The organism is Burkholderia sp. BC1, from assembly GCF_052683555.1.
Genome location: NZ_JBQYLP010000013.1, coordinates 94,305 through 110,831, shown reverse-complemented (window position 1 = coordinate 110,831; position 16,527 = coordinate 94,305). Strand labels below are relative to the sequence as shown.

18 protein-coding genes are annotated in these 16,527 nt (G+C 68.9%); 8 read left to right on the top strand and 10 right to left on the bottom strand.

Annotated features, from left to right (window positions below; translation table 11 throughout):
• Positions 1 to 105 precede the first annotated feature (105 nt).
• Complete coding sequence (gene murB, locus ACSHSS_RS09290; protein WP_059782760.1) at positions 106 to 1,155, top strand: UDP-N-acetylmuramate dehydrogenase; 1,050 nt, start codon at positions 106 to 108, stop codon at positions 1,153 to 1,155.
• Positions 1,156 to 1,281: 126 nt separating this feature from the next.
• Here murB and argF read toward each other — a convergent pair whose 3' ends face one another.
• Entirely contained in the window at positions 1,282 to 2,211 is a 930-nt protein-coding gene (gene argF / locus ACSHSS_RS09285) for an ornithine carbamoyltransferase (protein WP_012212838.1), read from the bottom strand.
• A 415-nt stretch (positions 2,212 to 2,626) separates the two neighbouring features.
• On the opposite strand from argF, the gene ACSHSS_RS09280 reads away from it, so the two are divergent.
• Positions 2,627 to 2,956 (top strand): DUF3579 domain-containing protein, encoded by a 330-nt coding sequence (locus tag ACSHSS_RS09280; protein WP_006398493.1) that lies wholly within the window; start codon positions 2,627 to 2,629, stop codon positions 2,954 to 2,956.
• A 142-nt stretch (positions 2,957 to 3,098) separates the two neighbouring features.
• On the opposite strand, the gene rpsT is transcribed toward ACSHSS_RS09280, so the two are convergent.
• The gene (gene rpsT, locus ACSHSS_RS09275) at positions 3,099 to 3,371 is read right to left on the bottom strand and encodes a 30S ribosomal protein S20 (protein WP_006398494.1); all 273 of its coding nucleotides are present in this window, start codon (positions 3,369 to 3,371) and stop codon (positions 3,099 to 3,101) included.
• A 304-nt stretch (positions 3,372 to 3,675) separates the two neighbouring features.
• Here rpsT and murJ point away from each other — a divergent pair, with 304 nt between their 5' ends.
• Entirely contained in the window at positions 3,676 to 5,226 is a 1,551-nt protein-coding gene (gene murJ / locus ACSHSS_RS09270) for a murein biosynthesis integral membrane protein MurJ (protein ID WP_006406421.1), read from the top strand.
• An 8-nt stretch (positions 5,227 to 5,234) separates the two neighbouring features.
• Positions 5,235 to 6,077 (top strand): SirB1 family protein, encoded by an 843-nt coding sequence (locus tag ACSHSS_RS09265; protein ID WP_006398496.1) that lies wholly within the window; start codon positions 5,235 to 5,237, stop codon positions 6,075 to 6,077.
• 71 nt (positions 6,078 to 6,148) lie between these two features.
• Here the strand turns inward: ACSHSS_RS09265 and adk are convergent, their stop codons facing one another.
• The 5 genes from adk to ACSHSS_RS09240 all read right to left on the bottom strand — a co-directional run bounded on the left by adk (position 6,149) and on the right by ACSHSS_RS09240 (position 9,579).
• Positions 6,149 to 6,811 (bottom strand): adenylate kinase, encoded by a 663-nt coding sequence (gene adk, locus ACSHSS_RS09260; RefSeq protein ID WP_217261856.1) that lies wholly within the window; start codon positions 6,809 to 6,811, stop codon positions 6,149 to 6,151.
• Positions 6,812 to 7,018: 207 nt separating this feature from the next.
• Positions 7,019 to 7,810, bottom strand: a complete 792-nt coding sequence (kdsB, locus tag ACSHSS_RS09255) for a 3-deoxy-manno-octulosonate cytidylyltransferase (RefSeq protein WP_006398498.1) — start codon at positions 7,808 to 7,810, stop codon at positions 7,019 to 7,021.
• Between the two features lie 114 nt (positions 7,811 to 7,924).
• Complete coding sequence (locus tag ACSHSS_RS09250) at positions 7,925 to 8,119, bottom strand: Trm112 family protein (protein WP_006398499.1); 195 nt, start codon at positions 8,117 to 8,119, stop codon at positions 7,925 to 7,927.
• Positions 8,100 to 9,128, bottom strand: a complete 1,029-nt coding sequence (gene lpxK / locus ACSHSS_RS09245) for a tetraacyldisaccharide 4'-kinase (protein WP_059782756.1) — start codon at positions 9,126 to 9,128, stop codon at positions 8,100 to 8,102. The genes ACSHSS_RS09250 and lpxK overlap by 20 nt, the downstream gene beginning before the upstream one ends.
• Before the next feature lie 289 nt (positions 9,129 to 9,417).
• Positions 9,418 to 9,579, bottom strand: a complete 162-nt coding sequence (locus ACSHSS_RS09240) for a hypothetical protein (RefSeq protein ID WP_006406417.1) — start codon at positions 9,577 to 9,579, stop codon at positions 9,418 to 9,420.
• On the opposite strand from ACSHSS_RS09240, the gene xseA reads away from it, so the two are divergent.
• Complete coding sequence (xseA, locus tag ACSHSS_RS09235) at positions 9,578 to 10,960, top strand: exodeoxyribonuclease VII large subunit (RefSeq protein ID WP_445544858.1); 1,383 nt, start codon at positions 9,578 to 9,580, stop codon at positions 10,958 to 10,960. The two genes, ACSHSS_RS09240 and xseA, sit on opposite strands and share 2 nt — an antisense overlap.
• Positions 10,961 to 11,192: 232 nt before the next feature.
• Positions 11,193 to 11,771 carry a superoxide dismutase [Fe] gene (gene sodB, locus ACSHSS_RS09230; protein ID WP_006398503.1) on the top strand — a complete coding sequence of 193 codons (579 nt, stop codon included), beginning with the start codon at positions 11,193 to 11,195 and terminating at the stop codon, positions 11,769 to 11,771.
• 96 nt (positions 11,772 to 11,867) lie between these two features.
• Here the strand turns inward: sodB and chrA are convergent, their stop codons facing one another.
• Positions 11,868 to 13,079: a chromate efflux transporter gene (gene chrA / locus ACSHSS_RS09225; protein ID WP_217061026.1), complete on the bottom strand. Its 1,212-nt coding sequence runs from the start codon at positions 13,077 to 13,079 to the stop codon at positions 11,868 to 11,870.
• A 102-nt stretch (positions 13,080 to 13,181) separates the two neighbouring features.
• On the bottom strand, positions 13,182 to 13,889 hold the full coding sequence (locus ACSHSS_RS09220; protein WP_445544857.1) for a Crp/Fnr family transcriptional regulator: 708 nt from the start codon (positions 13,887 to 13,889) through the stop codon (positions 13,182 to 13,184).
• 80 nt (positions 13,890 to 13,969) lie between these two features.
• Here ACSHSS_RS09220 and ACSHSS_RS09215 point away from each other — a divergent pair, with 80 nt between their 5' ends.
• Together ACSHSS_RS09215 and ACSHSS_RS09210 are read left to right on the top strand one after the other, a co-directional pair.
• Positions 13,970 to 14,494 carry an Mpo1 family 2-hydroxy fatty acid dioxygenase gene (locus ACSHSS_RS09215; RefSeq protein WP_445544856.1) on the top strand — a complete coding sequence of 175 codons (525 nt, stop codon included), beginning with the start codon at positions 13,970 to 13,972 and terminating at the stop codon, positions 14,492 to 14,494.
• Positions 14,495 to 14,583: 89 nt separating this feature from the next.
• Positions 14,584 to 15,189 carry a class I SAM-dependent methyltransferase gene (locus ACSHSS_RS09210; RefSeq protein WP_445544855.1) on the top strand — a complete coding sequence of 202 codons (606 nt, stop codon included), beginning with the start codon at positions 14,584 to 14,586 and terminating at the stop codon, positions 15,187 to 15,189.
• A 9-nt stretch (positions 15,190 to 15,198) separates the two neighbouring features.
• Here the strand turns inward: ACSHSS_RS09210 and ACSHSS_RS09205 are convergent, their stop codons facing one another.
• Positions 15,199 to 16,473 carry an EAL domain-containing protein gene (locus tag ACSHSS_RS09205; protein ID WP_445544854.1) on the bottom strand — a complete coding sequence of 425 codons (1,275 nt, stop codon included), beginning with the start codon at positions 16,471 to 16,473 and terminating at the stop codon, positions 15,199 to 15,201.
• Positions 16,474 to 16,527 lie beyond the last annotated feature (54 nt).

Here is a 16,527-nt window from a genome sequence, read left to right as displayed (position 1 = left end):
GCGCGCGGGCACTCGCTATAATTGCGGACTGTTTGCCATTTTACCGATGCCCTTCCGTTTGCCCAAGGCCGCGCCGTGCGGCCCGTCGGGCGGACGCGAGCGCGAATGCCGATGCCTCCTGACGAATCCGCCCTGTCGCTGCTCCCCGACCATCCGCTCGCCGCGCACAACACGTTCGGCATCGACGCGAGGGCGCGCTATGCCGCGCGCATCACACATCCCGCGCAGTTCGAGGCGCTGCATCGCGACGCGCGCGTCGCGACGCTGCCGCATCTCGTGCTCGGCGGCGGCAGCAACGTCGTGTTCACGCGCGACTTCGACGGCCTCGTGCTGCTCGATGAAATCGCCGGGCGCCGCGTCGTGCGCGACGACGACGACGCGTGGTACGTCGAAGCCGGCGGCGGCGAGAACTGGCATGCGTTCGTCGGCTGGACGCTCGAGCAGGGCATGGCGGGCCTCGAGAACCTCGCACTGATCCCGGGCACCGTCGGCGCGGCGCCGATCCAGAACATCGGCGCGTACGGCCTCGAAATGAACGCGTATTTCGATTCGCTCGTCGCGGTCGAACTCGCGACGGGGCGCAGCGAGCGTTTCGACGCCGCGCGCTGCGCGTTCGGCTATCGCGACAGCTTCTTCAAGCGCGACGGGCGCGGGCGCTTCGCGATCGTATCGGTGACGTTCCGGCTGCCGAAACGCTGGACGCCGCGGCTCGGCTATGCGGACGTCACGCGCGAACTCGATGCGCGCGGCATCTCGCCGGACGCGGCGACGCCGCGCGACGTATTCGATGCGGTCGTCGCGATCCGGCGCGCGAAGCTGCCCGATCCGCGCGAGCTCGGCAACGCGGGCAGCTTCTTCAAGAATCCGGTGATCGATCGCGCGCAGTTCGACGCGCTGCATGCGCGCGCGCCGGGCGTCGTGTCGTACCCGCAGCCGGACGGCCGCGTGAAGCTCGCGGCGGGCTGGCTGATCGACCGCTGCGGATGGAAAGGGCGCGCGCTCGGCGCGGCGGCCGTGCACGACCGGCAGGCGCTCGTGCTCGTCAATCGCGGCGGCGCGACGGGCGCCGACGTGCTCGCGCTCGCGCGCGCGATCCAGCACGACGTGCGCACGCAGTTCGGCGTCGAGCTCGAGCCCGAGCCGGTCTGCCTGTAGCGCGGACGGATCCCGGGCGACTGCGGCCGGCGCGCCGGTTTCCCGTGCCGTACAAAACGAAACGCCGATCGGACGATCGGCGTTTTTCATGCGATGCACGCGGCGCAGGCCGCGCAGCGCGCGCGTTCAGTGCTTGAGGCGGCCCAGCAGCAGGAACTCCATCAGCGCCTTCTGCACGTGTAGACGGTTTTCCGCTTCGTCCCACACGACGCTTTGCGGGCCGTCGATCACGCCGGCCGTCACTTCCTCGCCGCGATGCGCGGGCAGGCAGTGCATGAACAGCGCGTCCGGATTCGCGTGACCCATCATTTCCTCGTCGACGCACCAATCGGCAAACGCCTTCATCCGTGCCTCGTTCTCGGCCTCGAAACCCATGCTGGTCCAGACGTCGGTCGTGACGAGATCGGCACCCTTGCACGCTTCGTTCGGATCGTCGAACACCTCGTAGAACGGTGCGCTGTCGGGCGACACGAGCTTCATGTCGAGCGCGTAGCCGGGCGGCGTCGACAGGCGCAGCTTGAAGCCGAGGATCTGCGCGGCCTGAATCCACGTGTAGAGCATGTTGTTCGCGTCGCCGACCCATGCGACGGTCTTGCCCGCGATCGGGCCGCGGTGCTCGTAGTACGTGAAGATGTCGGCGAGCACCTGGCACGGGTGGTATTCGTTGGTCAGCCCGTTGATCACCGGCACGCGCGAGTTTTCCGCGAAGCGCTGGATGATGTCCTGCTCGAACGTGCGGATCATGATGATGTCGACCATCCGCGAGATGACCTGCGCGGAATCCTCGACCGGCTCGCCGCGGCCGAGCTGCGTGTCGCGCGTGCTCATGAATACCGCGTGGCCGCCGAGCTGGAAGATCCCCGCTTCGAACGACAGGCGCGTGCGCGTCGAACTCTTCTCGAAGATCATCGCGAGCGTGCGGTCGTGCAGCGGATGGTAGGTCTCGTAGTTCTTGAACTTGCGCTTCAGGATACCCGTGCGTTCGAGCACGTACTCGTAGTCTTCCAGCGAGAAATCCTTGAACTGCAGGTAGTGACGAATGGTTTTGGCGGTCATGAAACGAAATACGGCGGGCTTCACCCGGCGGCGACGCCGGACGGCGCCGCCGTCGGATGTGAATAACTCAAAGCAGCATAAAGGATTTTCCGTGCTTTGACGAGCCGCGCAGGCGAACGGGGAGCGATCGCGGCGCAGCGCGGCCCGCTGTCCGGGAGGGGCGGCGAAACGACGCGCGATGGCGCGCTGCGGTATAATTTCGAAGTTTTCTCCAGCCCGGCACGCAAGCCGTTTCGCGGTTCTGCCGGACACAAGCCGTGCGCTGCACAAATCCCGTGCGGCGTGCCGGCCGCACGTGTCGATCGCCCGTTTTTCGGCGCGCCCGGCGCGCGCGAGCCGCGTCGATTCCAGCTTTGTGTTCGCGTGCTCACGCACTGTCGCGTGGGTATCGCCGGGCCGTCACTTGGGTAACCACATGGCTGAAACCCCCCCGACCGAATACTTCATCCAGGGCGTCACGAAAGACGGGAAAAAGTTTCGCCCGAGCGACTGGTCGGAACGTCTGGCCGGCGTGATGTCCTGTTTCGGGCCAGGGGCGAGCGGGCCGAATGCGCGTCTCCAGTACTCGCTCTACGTGCGCCCGACGCTGCTCGGCGACACCAAATGCGTGATCCTCGACTCGCGGCTGCGCGATGTCGAGCCCATGGCCTTCGATTTCGTGATGAACTTCGCGAAGGACAACAATCTCGTCGTGACCGAAGCGTGCGAGTTGCCGGACTATAACGAGAAGAACGAGAAGAAGTGAGGCGCACGGGCGCGCTGCGCCTGTTGCGGCCTTGCATGACACCGCGCAGGTATGCAGCGCCCACGCAAAAAAGCCCGCCGAAGCGGGCTTTTTTGCGATCGCAGGAAACAGGAGTGCCCGCACGAGGCGGGCACGCCGGAATTTACGCTGCTGCCTGCAGGCCCTTGACGGCTGCGGCGAGGCGGCTCTTGCTGCGAGCGGCCTTGTTCTTGTGAACGATCTTCTTGTCGGCGATCGTGTCGATCGTCTTGACGGCAGCCTTGAACAGCTCGGCAGCCTTTGCCTGGTCGCCGGCGTCGACGGCCTTGCGAACAGCCTTGATCGCGGTACGGAATTTCGAGCGCAGCGCCGAGTTGTGCGAGTTTGCCTTCGCGGCCTGGCGGGCGCGCTTGCGTGCTTGTGCGGAGTTAGCCATGACGGTTCCTTATCCTGTCCTGTTTCCAGAGCTTGGAGCCTGACGGCCAAGCGCTGCTTTTCGATCCGTCCCCTGAGAACGATTGCCCAGGGGCGCATAAAAAAACGGTGATTTTAACCGAGGCCGAGACATGGAAACGGCAGCCGCCGTGCATGTAACAGGCTCAGAAACCGGCGATTATAGCAACAAAATCAAGCGCGTGGCAAGTTCGGCGTGATCCCGCCGGACACGGGCGCCGGCGGCCCGCCGCGTTTTCGGCATCGCGCCGCGTCCGGTCGCGCAACGTCCGTATAATAAGCGCCCCATGAATCTATTCCGAGCCCTGCTGACGGTCAGCGGCTTCACGCTGCTGTCGCGCGTGACCGGACTGGCCCGCGAGACGCTGATCGCCCGTGCGTTCGGCGCCAGTCAATACACCGACGCGTTCTACGTCGCGTTCCGCATTCCGAACCTGCTGCGCCGGCTGTCCGCCGAAGGTGCGTTCTCGCAGGCGTTCGTGCCGATCCTCGCCGAGTTCAAGAATCAGCAGGGCCACGATGCGACGAAGGCGCTCGTCGACGCGATGTCGACCGTGCTCGCGTGGGCGCTCGCCGTGCTGTCGATCGTCGGGATCGCCGGCGCGTCGTGGGTCGTGTTCGCGGTCGCCTCGGGCCTGCGCACCGACGGCCAGGCGTTCCCGCTCGCGGTCACGATGACGCGCATCATGTTCCCGTACATCGTGTTCATTTCGCTGACGACCCTCGCGTCCGGCGTGCTGAACACGTACAAGAGCTTCTCGCTGCCGGCGTTCGCGCCGGTGCTGCTCAACGTCGCGTTCATCGTCGCGGCGGTGTTCGTCGCGCCGCACCTGAAGGTGCCGGTGTTCGCGCTCGCATGGGCCGTGATCGCCGGCGGCGTGCTGCAGTTCCTCGTGCAGTTGCCGGGCCTGAAGAAGATCGACATGGTCCCGCTGATCGGGCTGAACCCGCTGCGCGCGCTGCGTCACCGCGGCGTGAAGCGCGTGCTCGCGAAGATGGTGCCCGCGACCTTCGCCGTGTCGGTCGCGCAGCTGTCGCTGATCATCAACACGAACATCGCGTCGCGGCTCGGGCAGGGCGCCGTGTCGTGGATCAACTATGCGGACCGGCTGATGGAGTTTCCGACCGCGCTGCTCGGCGTCGCGCTCGGCACGATCCTGCTGCCGAGCCTGTCGAAGGCACACGTCGACGCCGATGCGCACGAATATTCGGCGCTGCTCGACTGGGGGCTGCGCGTCACGTTCCTGCTTGCCGCGCCGAGCGCGCTCGCGCTGTTCTTCTTCGCGACGCCGCTGACGGCGACGCTGTTCAATTACGGGAAGTTCGACGCGCACACCGTGACGATGGTCGCGCGCGCGCTCGCGACTTACGGCATCGGACTGATCGGCATCATCCTGATCAAGATTCTCGCGCCCGGCTTTTACGCGAAGCAGGACATCAAGACGCCGGTGAAGATCGCGGTCGGCGTGCTGATCGTCACGCAGCTGTCGAACTACGTGTTCGTGCCGCTGATCGGACACGCGGGGCTCACGCTGAGCATCGGCGTCGGCGCGTGCCTGAACTCGCTGCTGCTGTTCCTCGGGCTGCGCCGCCGCGGGATCTACCAGCCGTCGCCGGGCTGGCTGCGCTTTTTCGTGCAGCTCGTCGGCGCGTCGCTGGTGCTGGCGGGGCTGATGCACTGGTTCTCGATCAGCTTCGACTGGACCGGCATGCGCACGCAGCCGCTCGAGCGCATCGTGCTGATGGGCGCGTGCCTCGTGCTGTTCGCTGCACTATATTTCGGTATGTTGTGGCTGATGGGCTTCAAATACGCTTACTTCAGAAGGCGCGCCAAGTGACGACCGCTATGACCCGCGTCCTCGACTACTTCAGCACGCTCGTGGCGGACGACGATAGCCTGCCCGTCACGGAAGCCGCGCTGTCGCTGGCGCAGGACGCGTACCCCGACCTCGATCTGCAGGGCACGCTCGCGGAGATCGACATGCTCGCCGCGCGGCTGCGGCGCCGGCTCGCCGACGATGCGGATCTGAAGCACCGCGTCGTCGCGCTGAACGACTTCTTCTTTCGCGAACTCGGCTTCGCGTGCAATCACAACGACTACTACGACCCCGATAACAGCCACCTGAACGCGGTGCTGAAGCGGCGGCGCGGCATTCCGATCTCGCTGTCGGTGCTGTATCTGGAACTGGCCGAGCAGATCGGCGTGCCGGCGCGCGGCGTGTCGTTCCCCGGACATTTCCTGCTGCGCGTGACGCTGCCGGACGGCGACCTCATCATCGATCCGACCAACGGCCATTCGCTGTCGGAAGCCGAGATGGTCGAGATGCTCGAGCCGTACGTCGCGCGTGCGGCGGGCGCCGTCGACAGCGCGTTGCGCGCGTTGCTGCAGCCGGCGACGAGCCGCGAGATCATCGCGCGGATGCTGCGCAACCTGAAGACGATCTATCTGCAGACGGAACGCTGGCAGCGGCTGCTCGCGGTCCAGCAGCGGCTCGTGATCCTGCTGCCCGATCATGTCGACGAGGTGCGCGATCGCGGCTTCGCGTATGCGCGGCTCGACTATCTGCGCCCCGCGCTCGAGGATCTCGAACAGTATCTCGGCGAGCGGCCGGACGCCGAAGACGCGACCGTCGTCGAGTCGCAGGTCAGCGAGTTGCGGCAGCGGATGCAGCGCGACGCCGAAGACTGACGCGGTACAAACAGGCGCAAAAAAAGCCGCCCGGAAGGGGCGGCTTGCGTAGCGCAACGTATGCGCGCCGATTACTTCAGCGCGTCGAATGCGCGCTCGCGGATTTCCTCGACGGTGCCGAGCCCGGAGATCTTGCGATACTGCGGCGCCTTCAGGCCGTTTTCCTCGCCGCGCTTCGCCCAGTCGCCGTAATACGTGATCAGCGGCTTGGTCTGCGCCTCGTACACCTCGAGGCGCTTCTTCACCGTTTCTTCCTTGTCGTCGTCGCGCTGGATCAGCGGCTCGCCCGTCACGTCGTCCTTGCCTTCGACCTTCGGCGGATTGAACTTCACGTGATACGTGCGGCCCGACGCCGGGTGCGTGCGGCGGCCGCTCATCCGTTCGACGATTTCCGAGAACGGCACGTCGATCTCGAGCACGTAGTCGATCGCGACGCCCGCTTCCTTCATCGCGTCAGCCTGCGCGATCGTGCGCGGAAAGCCGTCGAACAGATAGCCGTTCGCGCAGTCCGCTTCCTTCAGACGTTCCTTCACGAGGCCGATGATCAGCGCGTCAGGGACGAGCTTGCCGGCGTCCATGTAGCCCTTCGCTTCGACGCCGAGCGGCGTGCCGGCCTTGACGGCCGCGCGCAGCATGTCGCCGGTCGAGATCTGCGGGATGCCGAACTTTTCCTTGATGAAGTTTGCCTGGGTGCCCTTTCCCGCGCCGGGCGCGCCCAACAGGATCAAACGCATGATGATATCTCCGGTATGTAGATTCGTATGGCGAGACGCGAAGGTGTCGGCGACAGCGTGCACGGCGCTTGCGCGGCGCGGCGGCGGACCGGTCTGACGCGGCGCGTCGATCGGGCGACGCGCGGCTGCCGGCGGGGGCCGCGGCGGGAGCAAGCGAGCACGCGCAGGTCGCAGACGGCTCGCACAATCGCCCGATTATGCCATGGGTTATTTTGAATCCGGCCGAAAAAGGGCCTGCACCCGCGCGAGGTCGGCCGGCGTATCGACGCCGGCCGCGGGTGCGCGCTCGGTGACGAGCACCGCGATGCGTTCGCCGTGCCACAGCGCGCGCAGCTGTTCGAGCTGCTCGGCCTGCTCGATCGGCGCCTGCGCGAGCGACGGATAGGTGCGCAGGAAACGCGCGCGATAGGCGTACAGGCCGATGTGCCGATAGACGGGCGCGGCCGGGGCCGGCATCGCGGCGACGTCGGGCCAGTGCGGCTGATAGGCGTCGCGGCTCCACGGAATCGGCGCGCGCGAGAAGTAGAGCGCGACGCTTTGCGCATCGAGCGCGACTTTCACGACGTTGGGGTTGAACACGTCGGCCGCGTCGTGAATCGGGTGCGCGGCGGTCGCGATCGCGCAGGCCGGATGCGCGGCGAGATGCGACGCAACGTCGCGCACCAGTGCGGGATCGATCAGCGGCTCGTCGCCCTGCACGTTGACGACCACCGTGTCGTCCTGCCAGCCGCACGCGGCCGCAACTTCCGCGAGCCGGTCGGTGCCGGACGGATGATCGGCGCGCGTGAGCACCGCGTCGAAGCCGTGTTCGCGCGCCGCGTCGAGCACGCTCTGCGCGTCGGACGCGATCAGCACCTGCTGCGCGCCCGCTTCGCGCGCGCGTTCGGCGACGCGCACGACCATCGGCTTGCCGCCGAGATCGGCGAGCGGCTTGTTCGGCAGGCGCGTCGACGCGAGCCGGGCAGGGATGACGGCGATGAAGGGTTGCGGATGAGTCATCGGAATCGGGCCGTGAGAGGAGGTCGGAACGGGCGCCGCCGTCGCGACGGCGGCGCGCCCGGCGGCCGCGGCGGCCGGGAATGCGGCGCGCGGCCGCGTGGGGCGACGCGGCGCTCAGCGGCCGGACGGATCGACCGGCGTGCCTTCGACGGTCTGCCGCGCTTCGTCGACGAGCATCACGGGGATGCCGTCGCGAACCGGATAGGCGAGCTTGTCCGCGTTGCAGATCAGTTCCTGCGCGGCGCGGTCATAGTGGAGCGGGCCTTTGCAGATAGGGCACACAAGGATTTCAAGCAGGCGAGCGTCCACGGAGTTTCTCCACAACGAGGGCAATGAGGCGGGGATCGAGCGCGGCTTCGACGGGGACGACCCACAGCCGAGCGTCGCGCCAGGAAGCGCCCAATTTTACTGCATCCTTCTCGGTGATCAGGATCGCGTCGACGGCATCGTCGACGAACGGGTTGTCGGCGAACGCGTAATGGTCGGGCAGCGCGCGCGTCGCCGGCGCGAGGCCCGCTGCGCGCAGCGTCGCGAAGAAGCGCTCCGGCGCGCCGATCCCGGCCGCGGCCAGTACGCGCTCGTTCGCGAACTGCGACAGCGGGCGGCGCAGCGTCGGCTGGTCGAGATGCCATGCGGCGCCTGGCGTCAGCGCGAGCGAATAGGTATCGGGCCACGGCGGCAGCGCGCCGCTGTACGGGTCGTTCACGAGCGTCGCGTCGCGGTGCCGCGACAGCGGCTCGCGCAGCGGCCCGGCCGGCAGCAGAAAGCCGTTGCCGCCGAGCCGGTGGTCGAACACGACGAGCTCGACCGTGCGCGCGAGGCGGTAGTGCTGCAGGCCGTCGTCGCTGACGATCACGTCGACGTCCGGGTGCGCGGCGCGCAGCGCCTGTGCGGCCGCGACGCGGTCCGGACACACCCAGACCGGCGCGCCGGTGCGGCGCGCGATCAGCAGCGGCTCGTCGCCGGCCGCGCCGGCACGCGAGGCGGGCGTGACGGCGGTCGGCGTTTTGACGTTCGCGCCGTAGCCGCGCGACACGACGCCCGGCGTGAAGCCGGCCGCGCGCAGCGCATCGACGAGCGCGATCACGGTCGGCGTCTTGCCGGTGCCGCCGACGGTCACGTTGCCGACCACGACGACCGGCACGCCGACGTCGACGGCCTCTTTCCAGCCGCGCGCGTACGCGGTGCGCCGCAGCGCCGCGCAGAGGCCGAAGGCGCACGCGAACGGCGTGAGCGCCCACGCGAACGCGCCGCGGCGCTGCCATTCGCGCGTCACGCGCGTTTCGAGCCGCGCGAGCAGGCCGTCGGCCGCGCTCATCGGGCCGGACGCGGCATCGCAGGCGCCGCAGCGTGGGACGGGTTCGTCAAGGCGGATTCTCCGTTGGGCGGCGCGTGCCGCAAGGGGTTCGGAAGGCGGCACTCTAGCGCGCCGTCCGCGCTCGCCGCAAGCGCGGATGGATGCGGCGCGAGACGGGGACGGAACGCGCGAGCTTGTGGATAACTCTGTGAAAAACTTGCCTGCCATTGGCCGCAAAGGCCCGCCGGACGGGCCTCGAATCGGATGAGAATCATTTCGAAAGGTTTAAAAAGAGATATAAATCAACGAGTTAAACCAAATAGTCAGGTTTTTTGCGCGATTTTTCAGCGGTTTTCGCCGGCGCTTGCCAGAGTGTGGACACTTCGGTGCACGGCAGCGGCGCGGCGTGACGCTGGACGCCGCGCGGATGTCGGACTATCGTGTCGCCGCCAGCATTCAATCGACCTTCCATGCTCTCCGACTCTCCTTTTGCCGCACCCGGCGCAACGCGCGGCGGCGACGAAGTGATTCCCGTTTCGGCGCTGAACCGCGCGATTTCGACGATGCTCGAACGCTCGTTCCCGCTGCTGTGGATCTCGGGCGAAGTATCGAACTTCACGCGCGCGGCGAGCGGCCACTGGTATTTCTCGATCAAGGATCAGCAGGCGCAGATGCGCTGCGTGATGTTCCGCGGCCGCGCGCAATACGCGGAATTCATGCCGCGCGAAGGCGACCGCATCGAAGTGCGCGCGGTCGTCACGATGTACGAGCCGCGCGGCGAGGTGCAGCTGAATGTCGAGGCCGTGCGGCGCACCGGACAGGGGCGGCTCTACGAGGCGTTCCTGCGGCTGAAGGCGCAGCTCGAGGCCGAAGGGCTGTTCGCGCCCGAGCGCAAGCGGCCGCTGCCCGCGCACCCGCGCGCGATCGGCATCGTCACGTCGCTGCAGGCCGCCGCGCTGCGCGACGTGCTGACCACGCTCGCGCGTCGCGCGCCGCATGTCCCCGTGATCGTGTATCCGGCGCCCGTGCAGGGTGCGGGCGCGGCGGAGAAGCTCGTCGCCGCCGTGCAAACGGCGAACGCGCGGCGCGAGGTCGACGTGCTGCTCGTCTGTCGCGGCGGCGGCTCGATCGAAGATCTGTGGTCGTTCAACGACGAAGCGCTCGCGCGCGCGATTGCGGCGAGCGAACTGCCGGTCGTCTGCGGCGTCGGGCACGAAACCGATTTCACGATCGCCGATTTCGCGGCCGACGTGCGCGCGCCGACGCCGACCGGCGCGGCCGAGCTCGCGAGCCCGCAGCGCGCGCTGCTGCTGCGCGAACTGGCCGAGCGCGAACGGGCGCTTGCCCGCGCACTGGCGCGCGGGCTCGAGCAGCGCGCGCAGCAGCTCGACTGGCTCGCGCGCCGGCTCGTGAGCCCGGCCGAACGGCTGCAGCGGCAACGCGCGCACGTCGGCCAGCTCGCGGTGCGGCTCGCGACGGCCGCCGCGCGCCCGGTGCGCGACGCACGCGCACGGTTTGCGCTCGCGCAGCTGCGCTGGCAGCGCGCGCGACCCGATCCCGCGCATGCGCGCCACGTGCTGGCCGGGCTGTCGCAGCGTCTCGCGGTTGCGCTGCAGCGCCGTCACGAGCGCGATACCGCGCGCGTCGCCGCATGCGCGGCACGGCTCGAGGTGCTGAGCCCGCAACGCACGCTCGAGCGCGGTTACGCGGCGCTGATCGATGCGCGGACGGGCCGCGCGGTGCGCGCGCCGAGCGCGCTGAAACCGCAGCGCCGGCTGACCGTGCATCTCGCCGAAGGCTCGGCCGACGTGTCGCTGGCGGACGTGCAGCCGCGGCTGACCGATACGATCTGAGCTGGCCTGCGAGCCGACGCGCGAGCGCCGTCGAACGCGTCGCGCGGCGGCCGGCGGCGCGGGCACGCGCGCTGCGCGTCCCGCCCGCGTGCCGCCCGTTGCGCGAACGCCGCTTTTCCGCATACCGCGGATAAATGGCCCACGAGTTTGCGGGGTTATTCGTCCTCGCCTACAATCGGACGCTCGGCAGCATTCAACACAGCCTCCCTACATACTCAACGAAGGAATCGCCATGGCTCATACGCTCCCGCCGCTCCCGTACGCTGAAGACGCACTCGCGCCGACCATCTCGAAAGAGACGATCGAGTACCACTACGGCAAGCATCACCAGGCTTATGTGACGAACCTGAACAACCTGATTCCCGGCACCGAGTTCGAGAACATGCCGCTGGAAGAGATCGTGAAGAAGTCGTCGGGCGGCATCTTCAACAACGCCGCGCAAGTCTGGAACCACACGTTCTTCTGGAACAGCCTGTCGCCGAACGGCGGCGGCGCACCGTCGGGCGCGCTCGGCGACGCGATCAACGCGAAGTGGGGTTCGTTCGACGCGTTCAAGGAAGCGTTCACGAAGGCCGCAGTCGGCACGTTCGGCTCGGGCTGGGCATGGCTCGTGAAAAAGGCCGACGGTTCTCTCGACATCGTGTCGACGAGCAACGCCGCCACGCCGCTGACGACGGCCGACAAGCCGCTGCTGACGATCGACGTGTGGGAACACGCGTACTACATCGACTACCGCAACGCACGTCCGAAGTTCGTCGAAGCGTTCTGGAACATCGCGAACTGGGACTTCGCCGCGAAGAACTTCGCGTAAGTCCCTGCGTCGCCGCGCCGTGCGGCGCGCGACGTCGACGAAAAGCCCTCGATTTCGAGGGCTTTTTTCTTTTCGGGCGCCGCGTTCGCATTCGCCTCACGCGAGCGTCGTCGCCAGCCAGCCGAACGCCGCGCTCGCGATCACGACGGCCCACGGCGGCACGCGCCAGAACGTCAGCGCGACGAACGCGACGAGCGCTGCGCCGAAGTCGCGCGGCGACACGATCGTGTCGGTCCAGACCGGGTGATAGAGCGCCGCGAGCAGCAGCCCGACGACGGCCGCATTGACGCCCGCGAGCGCGGCCTGCATCCGTGCGTTGCGCCGCATGCGCGCCCAGAACGGCGCCGTGCCGGCCACGAGCAGGAACGACGGCGCGAAGATCGACACGAGCGCGATCATGCCGCCGAGCCAGCCGTTCGGCTCGATGCGCAGCGACGCGCCGAGGAATGCCGAAAACGTGAACAGCGGCCCGGGCACTGCCTGTGCGACGCCGTAGCCGGCGAGGAAGGTCGAATCGTCGACCCAGCCCGGCGCGACGACGGTCGCCTGCAGCAGCGGCAGCACCACGTGACCGCCGCCGAACACGAGCGCGCCGGTGCGGAAGAAGGCGTCGACGATCGCGAGGCTGTCGGCATGCAAGGCGCGGGCGGCGAGCGGCAGCGCGACGACGAGCGCCGCGAACGATGCGAGCCACAGCACGCCGGCGCGCGGCGACACGTGTAGCGGCAGCGGATCGTGCGCATCGCGCGCCGCTTGCGGCAGCAGCACGACGCCCGCCGCACCGGCCGCCGCGATCACGGCGATTTGCATCCATGCGGCCGGCGCGAGCAGCGCGACGCACGCGGCCGCGGCCATCAGCGTCGCGCGCCGCGCATCGGCGCACAGCGTGCGCGCCATGCCCCATACCGCCTGCGCGATCACCGCGACCGACACGATCCGCAGCCCGTGCAGCGCGCCCGCGCCGAGCGGCGCGCCGCCCGCGTGCATGCCGAGCGCCGCCAGCACCATCAGCACGGCCGACGGCAGCGTGAAGCCGAGCCACGCGGCGAACATGCCCGCATAGCCGGCGCGCGACAGCCCGATCGCCATCCCGACCTGGCTGCTCGCCGGGCCCGGCAGGAACTGGCACAGGCCGACGAGATCCGCATAGGCGCGTTCGGTCAGCCAGCCGCGCCGCGTGACGAATTCGTCGCGGAAATAGCCGAGATGCGCGACGGGGCCGCCGAACGACGTGAGGCCGAGCCGCAGGAATGCGACGAACACGGGCCACGCGCGGCGGCCGGAGGCGGACAGCGTCGAGGGGTTCAAGGCGGGGCGCACCGGCGGCTCACGAAGACGAATGGGACGCGAACGGCGGTCGGCCGATCGGACGAGCCGCCACGATAGCGCAATGCGCGCGCGGCGGCGCGCTCAGCGCGGCCCGTCATGCAGCCCGCTCGCGCGCCGCAGCGCGTCGACGTCGACGATTTCGATCTCGCCGACATGCAGTCGCACGACGCCGTCCGCCTGCAGCGCATTCAGCAGCTGATTGGTCGTCTGGCGCGTCAGCGACAGCATCGCCGCGAGCTTCTCCTGCGACAGCCGCACGTGCGTGCGGCCCGCGCTGATCCCGCCGTAGCCGTCGGCGATCATCAGCAGACGCGCGGCGAGACGCTGCGCGGCCGACATCACGCTCATCGATTCGACGGTCAGGAAGCTCAGGCGCAGCTTCTGCGCCATCAGCAGCGCGAACTGCCGCCAGTATTGCGGCGTCGCGTCGAGGATCGCGAGCAGCGCGGGCTGCGGCACGTGCAGCAGCAGCGCGTCGTCGAGCGCGACCGCGTCGTGCGTGCGCGGCTGCCCGTCGAACAACGCGATTTCGCCGAACCACGTGACGGGATCCGCCACGGTCAGCAGCGCTTCCTTGCCGTGCGCGTCCACCGCGCCGATCGTCAGCGAGCCGTCCAGCACCGCGTACAGCCCGCACGGCGGATCGCCGCGCCGGAACAGCGCGTGTCCGGCCGGCAGGCGGCGCAGTCCGGCGGCGGCGAGCAGTTGCGTGCGCAGCGCCGGCGGCAGCGCGGCGAACCACGGATGCGCGTCGAGCTGCGGCAGGTGCGGGGGGAGCGAGGCAGGCATGGGGCGCGATGTCGGGTAACTGACAGAGGGACGCTGGCGTGACGGGCATCATAGCGCCAACAACCGTTTCAGGAGACGCGATGAAGACGCTCGAAGACCATCTGTCGCAATACGCGGCCTACCATCGCGATGCGCGCAATATCGCGACGCATCTGGTCGGCATTCCGCTGATCGTGTTCGCGGTCGAGGTGCTGCTGTCGCGGCCGGCGCTCGCGGTCGCGGCCGGCGTCGCGCTGTCGCCGGCGCTGCTGCTCGCGCTCGCGATCGCGGTGTTCTACGTGCGGCTCGACCTGCGCTTCGGGATCGCGATGGGCGCGTTGCTCGCGCTCGGGCTGTGGGCCGCGCAGACGGTCGCGCGGCTGCCCACGGCGCAGTGGCTCGCGATCGGCGTCGGTGCGTTCGTGATCGGCTGGATCGTGCAGTTCGTCGGCCACTGGTTCGAAGGGCGCAAGCCCGCATTCGTCGACGATCTGATCGGCCTGGCGATCGGGCCGCTGTTCGTCGTCGCCGAACTCGCCTTTTTCGCGGGGTGGCGCGACGACGTGCGGCGTGAAGTCGAGCGGCGCGCGGGGCCGGCGCACGGCGGCAGGCATTCGCACGTCTGAGCGGCGGGCAACGCGTGCCGCGCACGCGCCCTGCACAACGACTAAGATGCGGAGCATGCGTCGCAAGACGCGCCTGCGGAGCAATCGCCATGGTGGATCGTCCGACTCTCGACGCTTACGACATGCACGCCGCGCAGTACGCGCAAGACTGGCTCGACCAGGCGCCGCCCGACGACATGTACGCGCTGCTTGAACAGCATTTCGCGCCGGGCCCGACCGCGGACGTCGGCTGCGGCGCCGGGCGCGACACCGCGTGGCTTGCGGCGCGCGGGTTCGACGTGCGCGGCTACGACGCGAGCGCGGCGCTGCTCGACGAGGCGCGGCGCCATCATCCGTCACTGCAGTTCGAAGTGGCTGCGCTGCCGGCGCTGGCCGGCGTGCCGTCGCGCGCGTTTCGCAACGTGCTCTGCGAGACGGTCGTGATGCACCTCGAGCCGGCCGATGCGGCGGCCGCGGCCGCGCGGCTCGCCGATCTGCTGATGCCGGGCGGCACGCTGTATCTGAGCTGGCGCGTAGCCGGCAGCGGCGCGTCGCGCGACGAGCGCGGCCGGCTGTACGCGTCGCTCGATGCCGCGCGCATGCGCGCCGCGCTCGGCGCGGACATGCGCGTGATCGACGAACACGAAGTCGTCAGCGCGTCGTCGGGCAAGCGCGTGCATCGGCTGATCGCACGCAAGGCGGACGCGGCCGCGTAGCCGCGCGTGTCATTCGCGGTTCAGCGCCGCTTCCCAGTTGATGTCGACGCACAGCACCTGCATGCCGGTCGCGCCCGGTGCGGCGATCGAGGCCGTCACGCACAGGTGCGCCTCGTTGATCGACAGGTACGGCGAGGTCAGATGTACGCGCCCCGGCGTGCGCATCGCGTCGATGAAGTACGGGCGACGCTCCCAGCTCGCGCCTTCCGAATGCAGCAGCGGCCGGAAGCGCTTCGCGCGCTGCGACACGCTGCCGCGCGCGAGCACGTTGTCGCCGATCTGCCGGCCGGACGCGTCGAGCAGGAAGCAACGCGCGGTGTCCGGCAAGCCGAGCACGCCGGCGGCCGCCGCGATCAGCGTGTCGCCGGCGCCGAGCCGGGCGCTCGCTTCCTCGAGCGCGGCGACGTAGGGCGCGAGCCGCTCGGCCTGCGTGCGCTCGCGTTGCGCGACGCGCAGCCGCAGCGCGGCCGACAATGTGTCCATGCAGCCCGCGGCGGCCTGCGGCTGCACCGGATCGACGCTCGGCCCCGCGAAGTACTGGCCCTGCACGAAATCGACGTTGCATTCGAGCGCGATCAGCGCATCGCGCTCGGTCGCGAGGCCGCCCATCAGCACGAGCTGACCGGACTCGTGCAGCAGCGACACGAGCCCCGGCAGCACGCGCTCCAGATGCGAGTGCTCGCTCGCCTGCGCGAGGATGCCGCGATCGAGCGTGACGATGTCCGGATGCAGATGCCAGACGCGGTCGATGTTCGAATGCTTCGCGCCGAAGCCGCCGAGCGCGATCAGGAAGCCGGCCTTGCGCAGCCCGTCGACGATCGCCGCATAGCGCGGCGTTTCGCCGCCCGCCTGCTCGGGCACTTCGAGCACGACGCGGTGCGGCGGCAGTCCGAGCGTCTTCAGGTTCGCGAGCAGCGCGTCGCCGTACACGGTATCCATCAGCGCGGCCGGATGCAGGCTCAGGAAGAGCCATTCGTCGTGGCTGTCGAAGGCGTGGAAGTTGCCCAGATGCAGCGATTCGGCGAGGCGGCCGAGCTCGAGCAGATCGCCGCGGCGCGCGGCCTGCGTGAACACCTCGTGCGACGCGACCTGACGGTTTTCCTCGTCGTGTGCGCGCAGCGACGCGTGATAGCCGATCGCGCGGCGGTGCGACACCGAGAAAACGGGCTGGAACACGCTGAACACGGTGTAGCCGCCGTACAGCACGGTGCGCCGGTTTCCGTCGTCGCCGGCGACCGGGTGGGGCGGCTGAAAGCCGGGAGGGTCGATGTCGAGCATGCTCATGATGTCGGCCGTGGGAAGCTGCCAGTTTACCTACAGAATAGGCCAGCAAGAAGC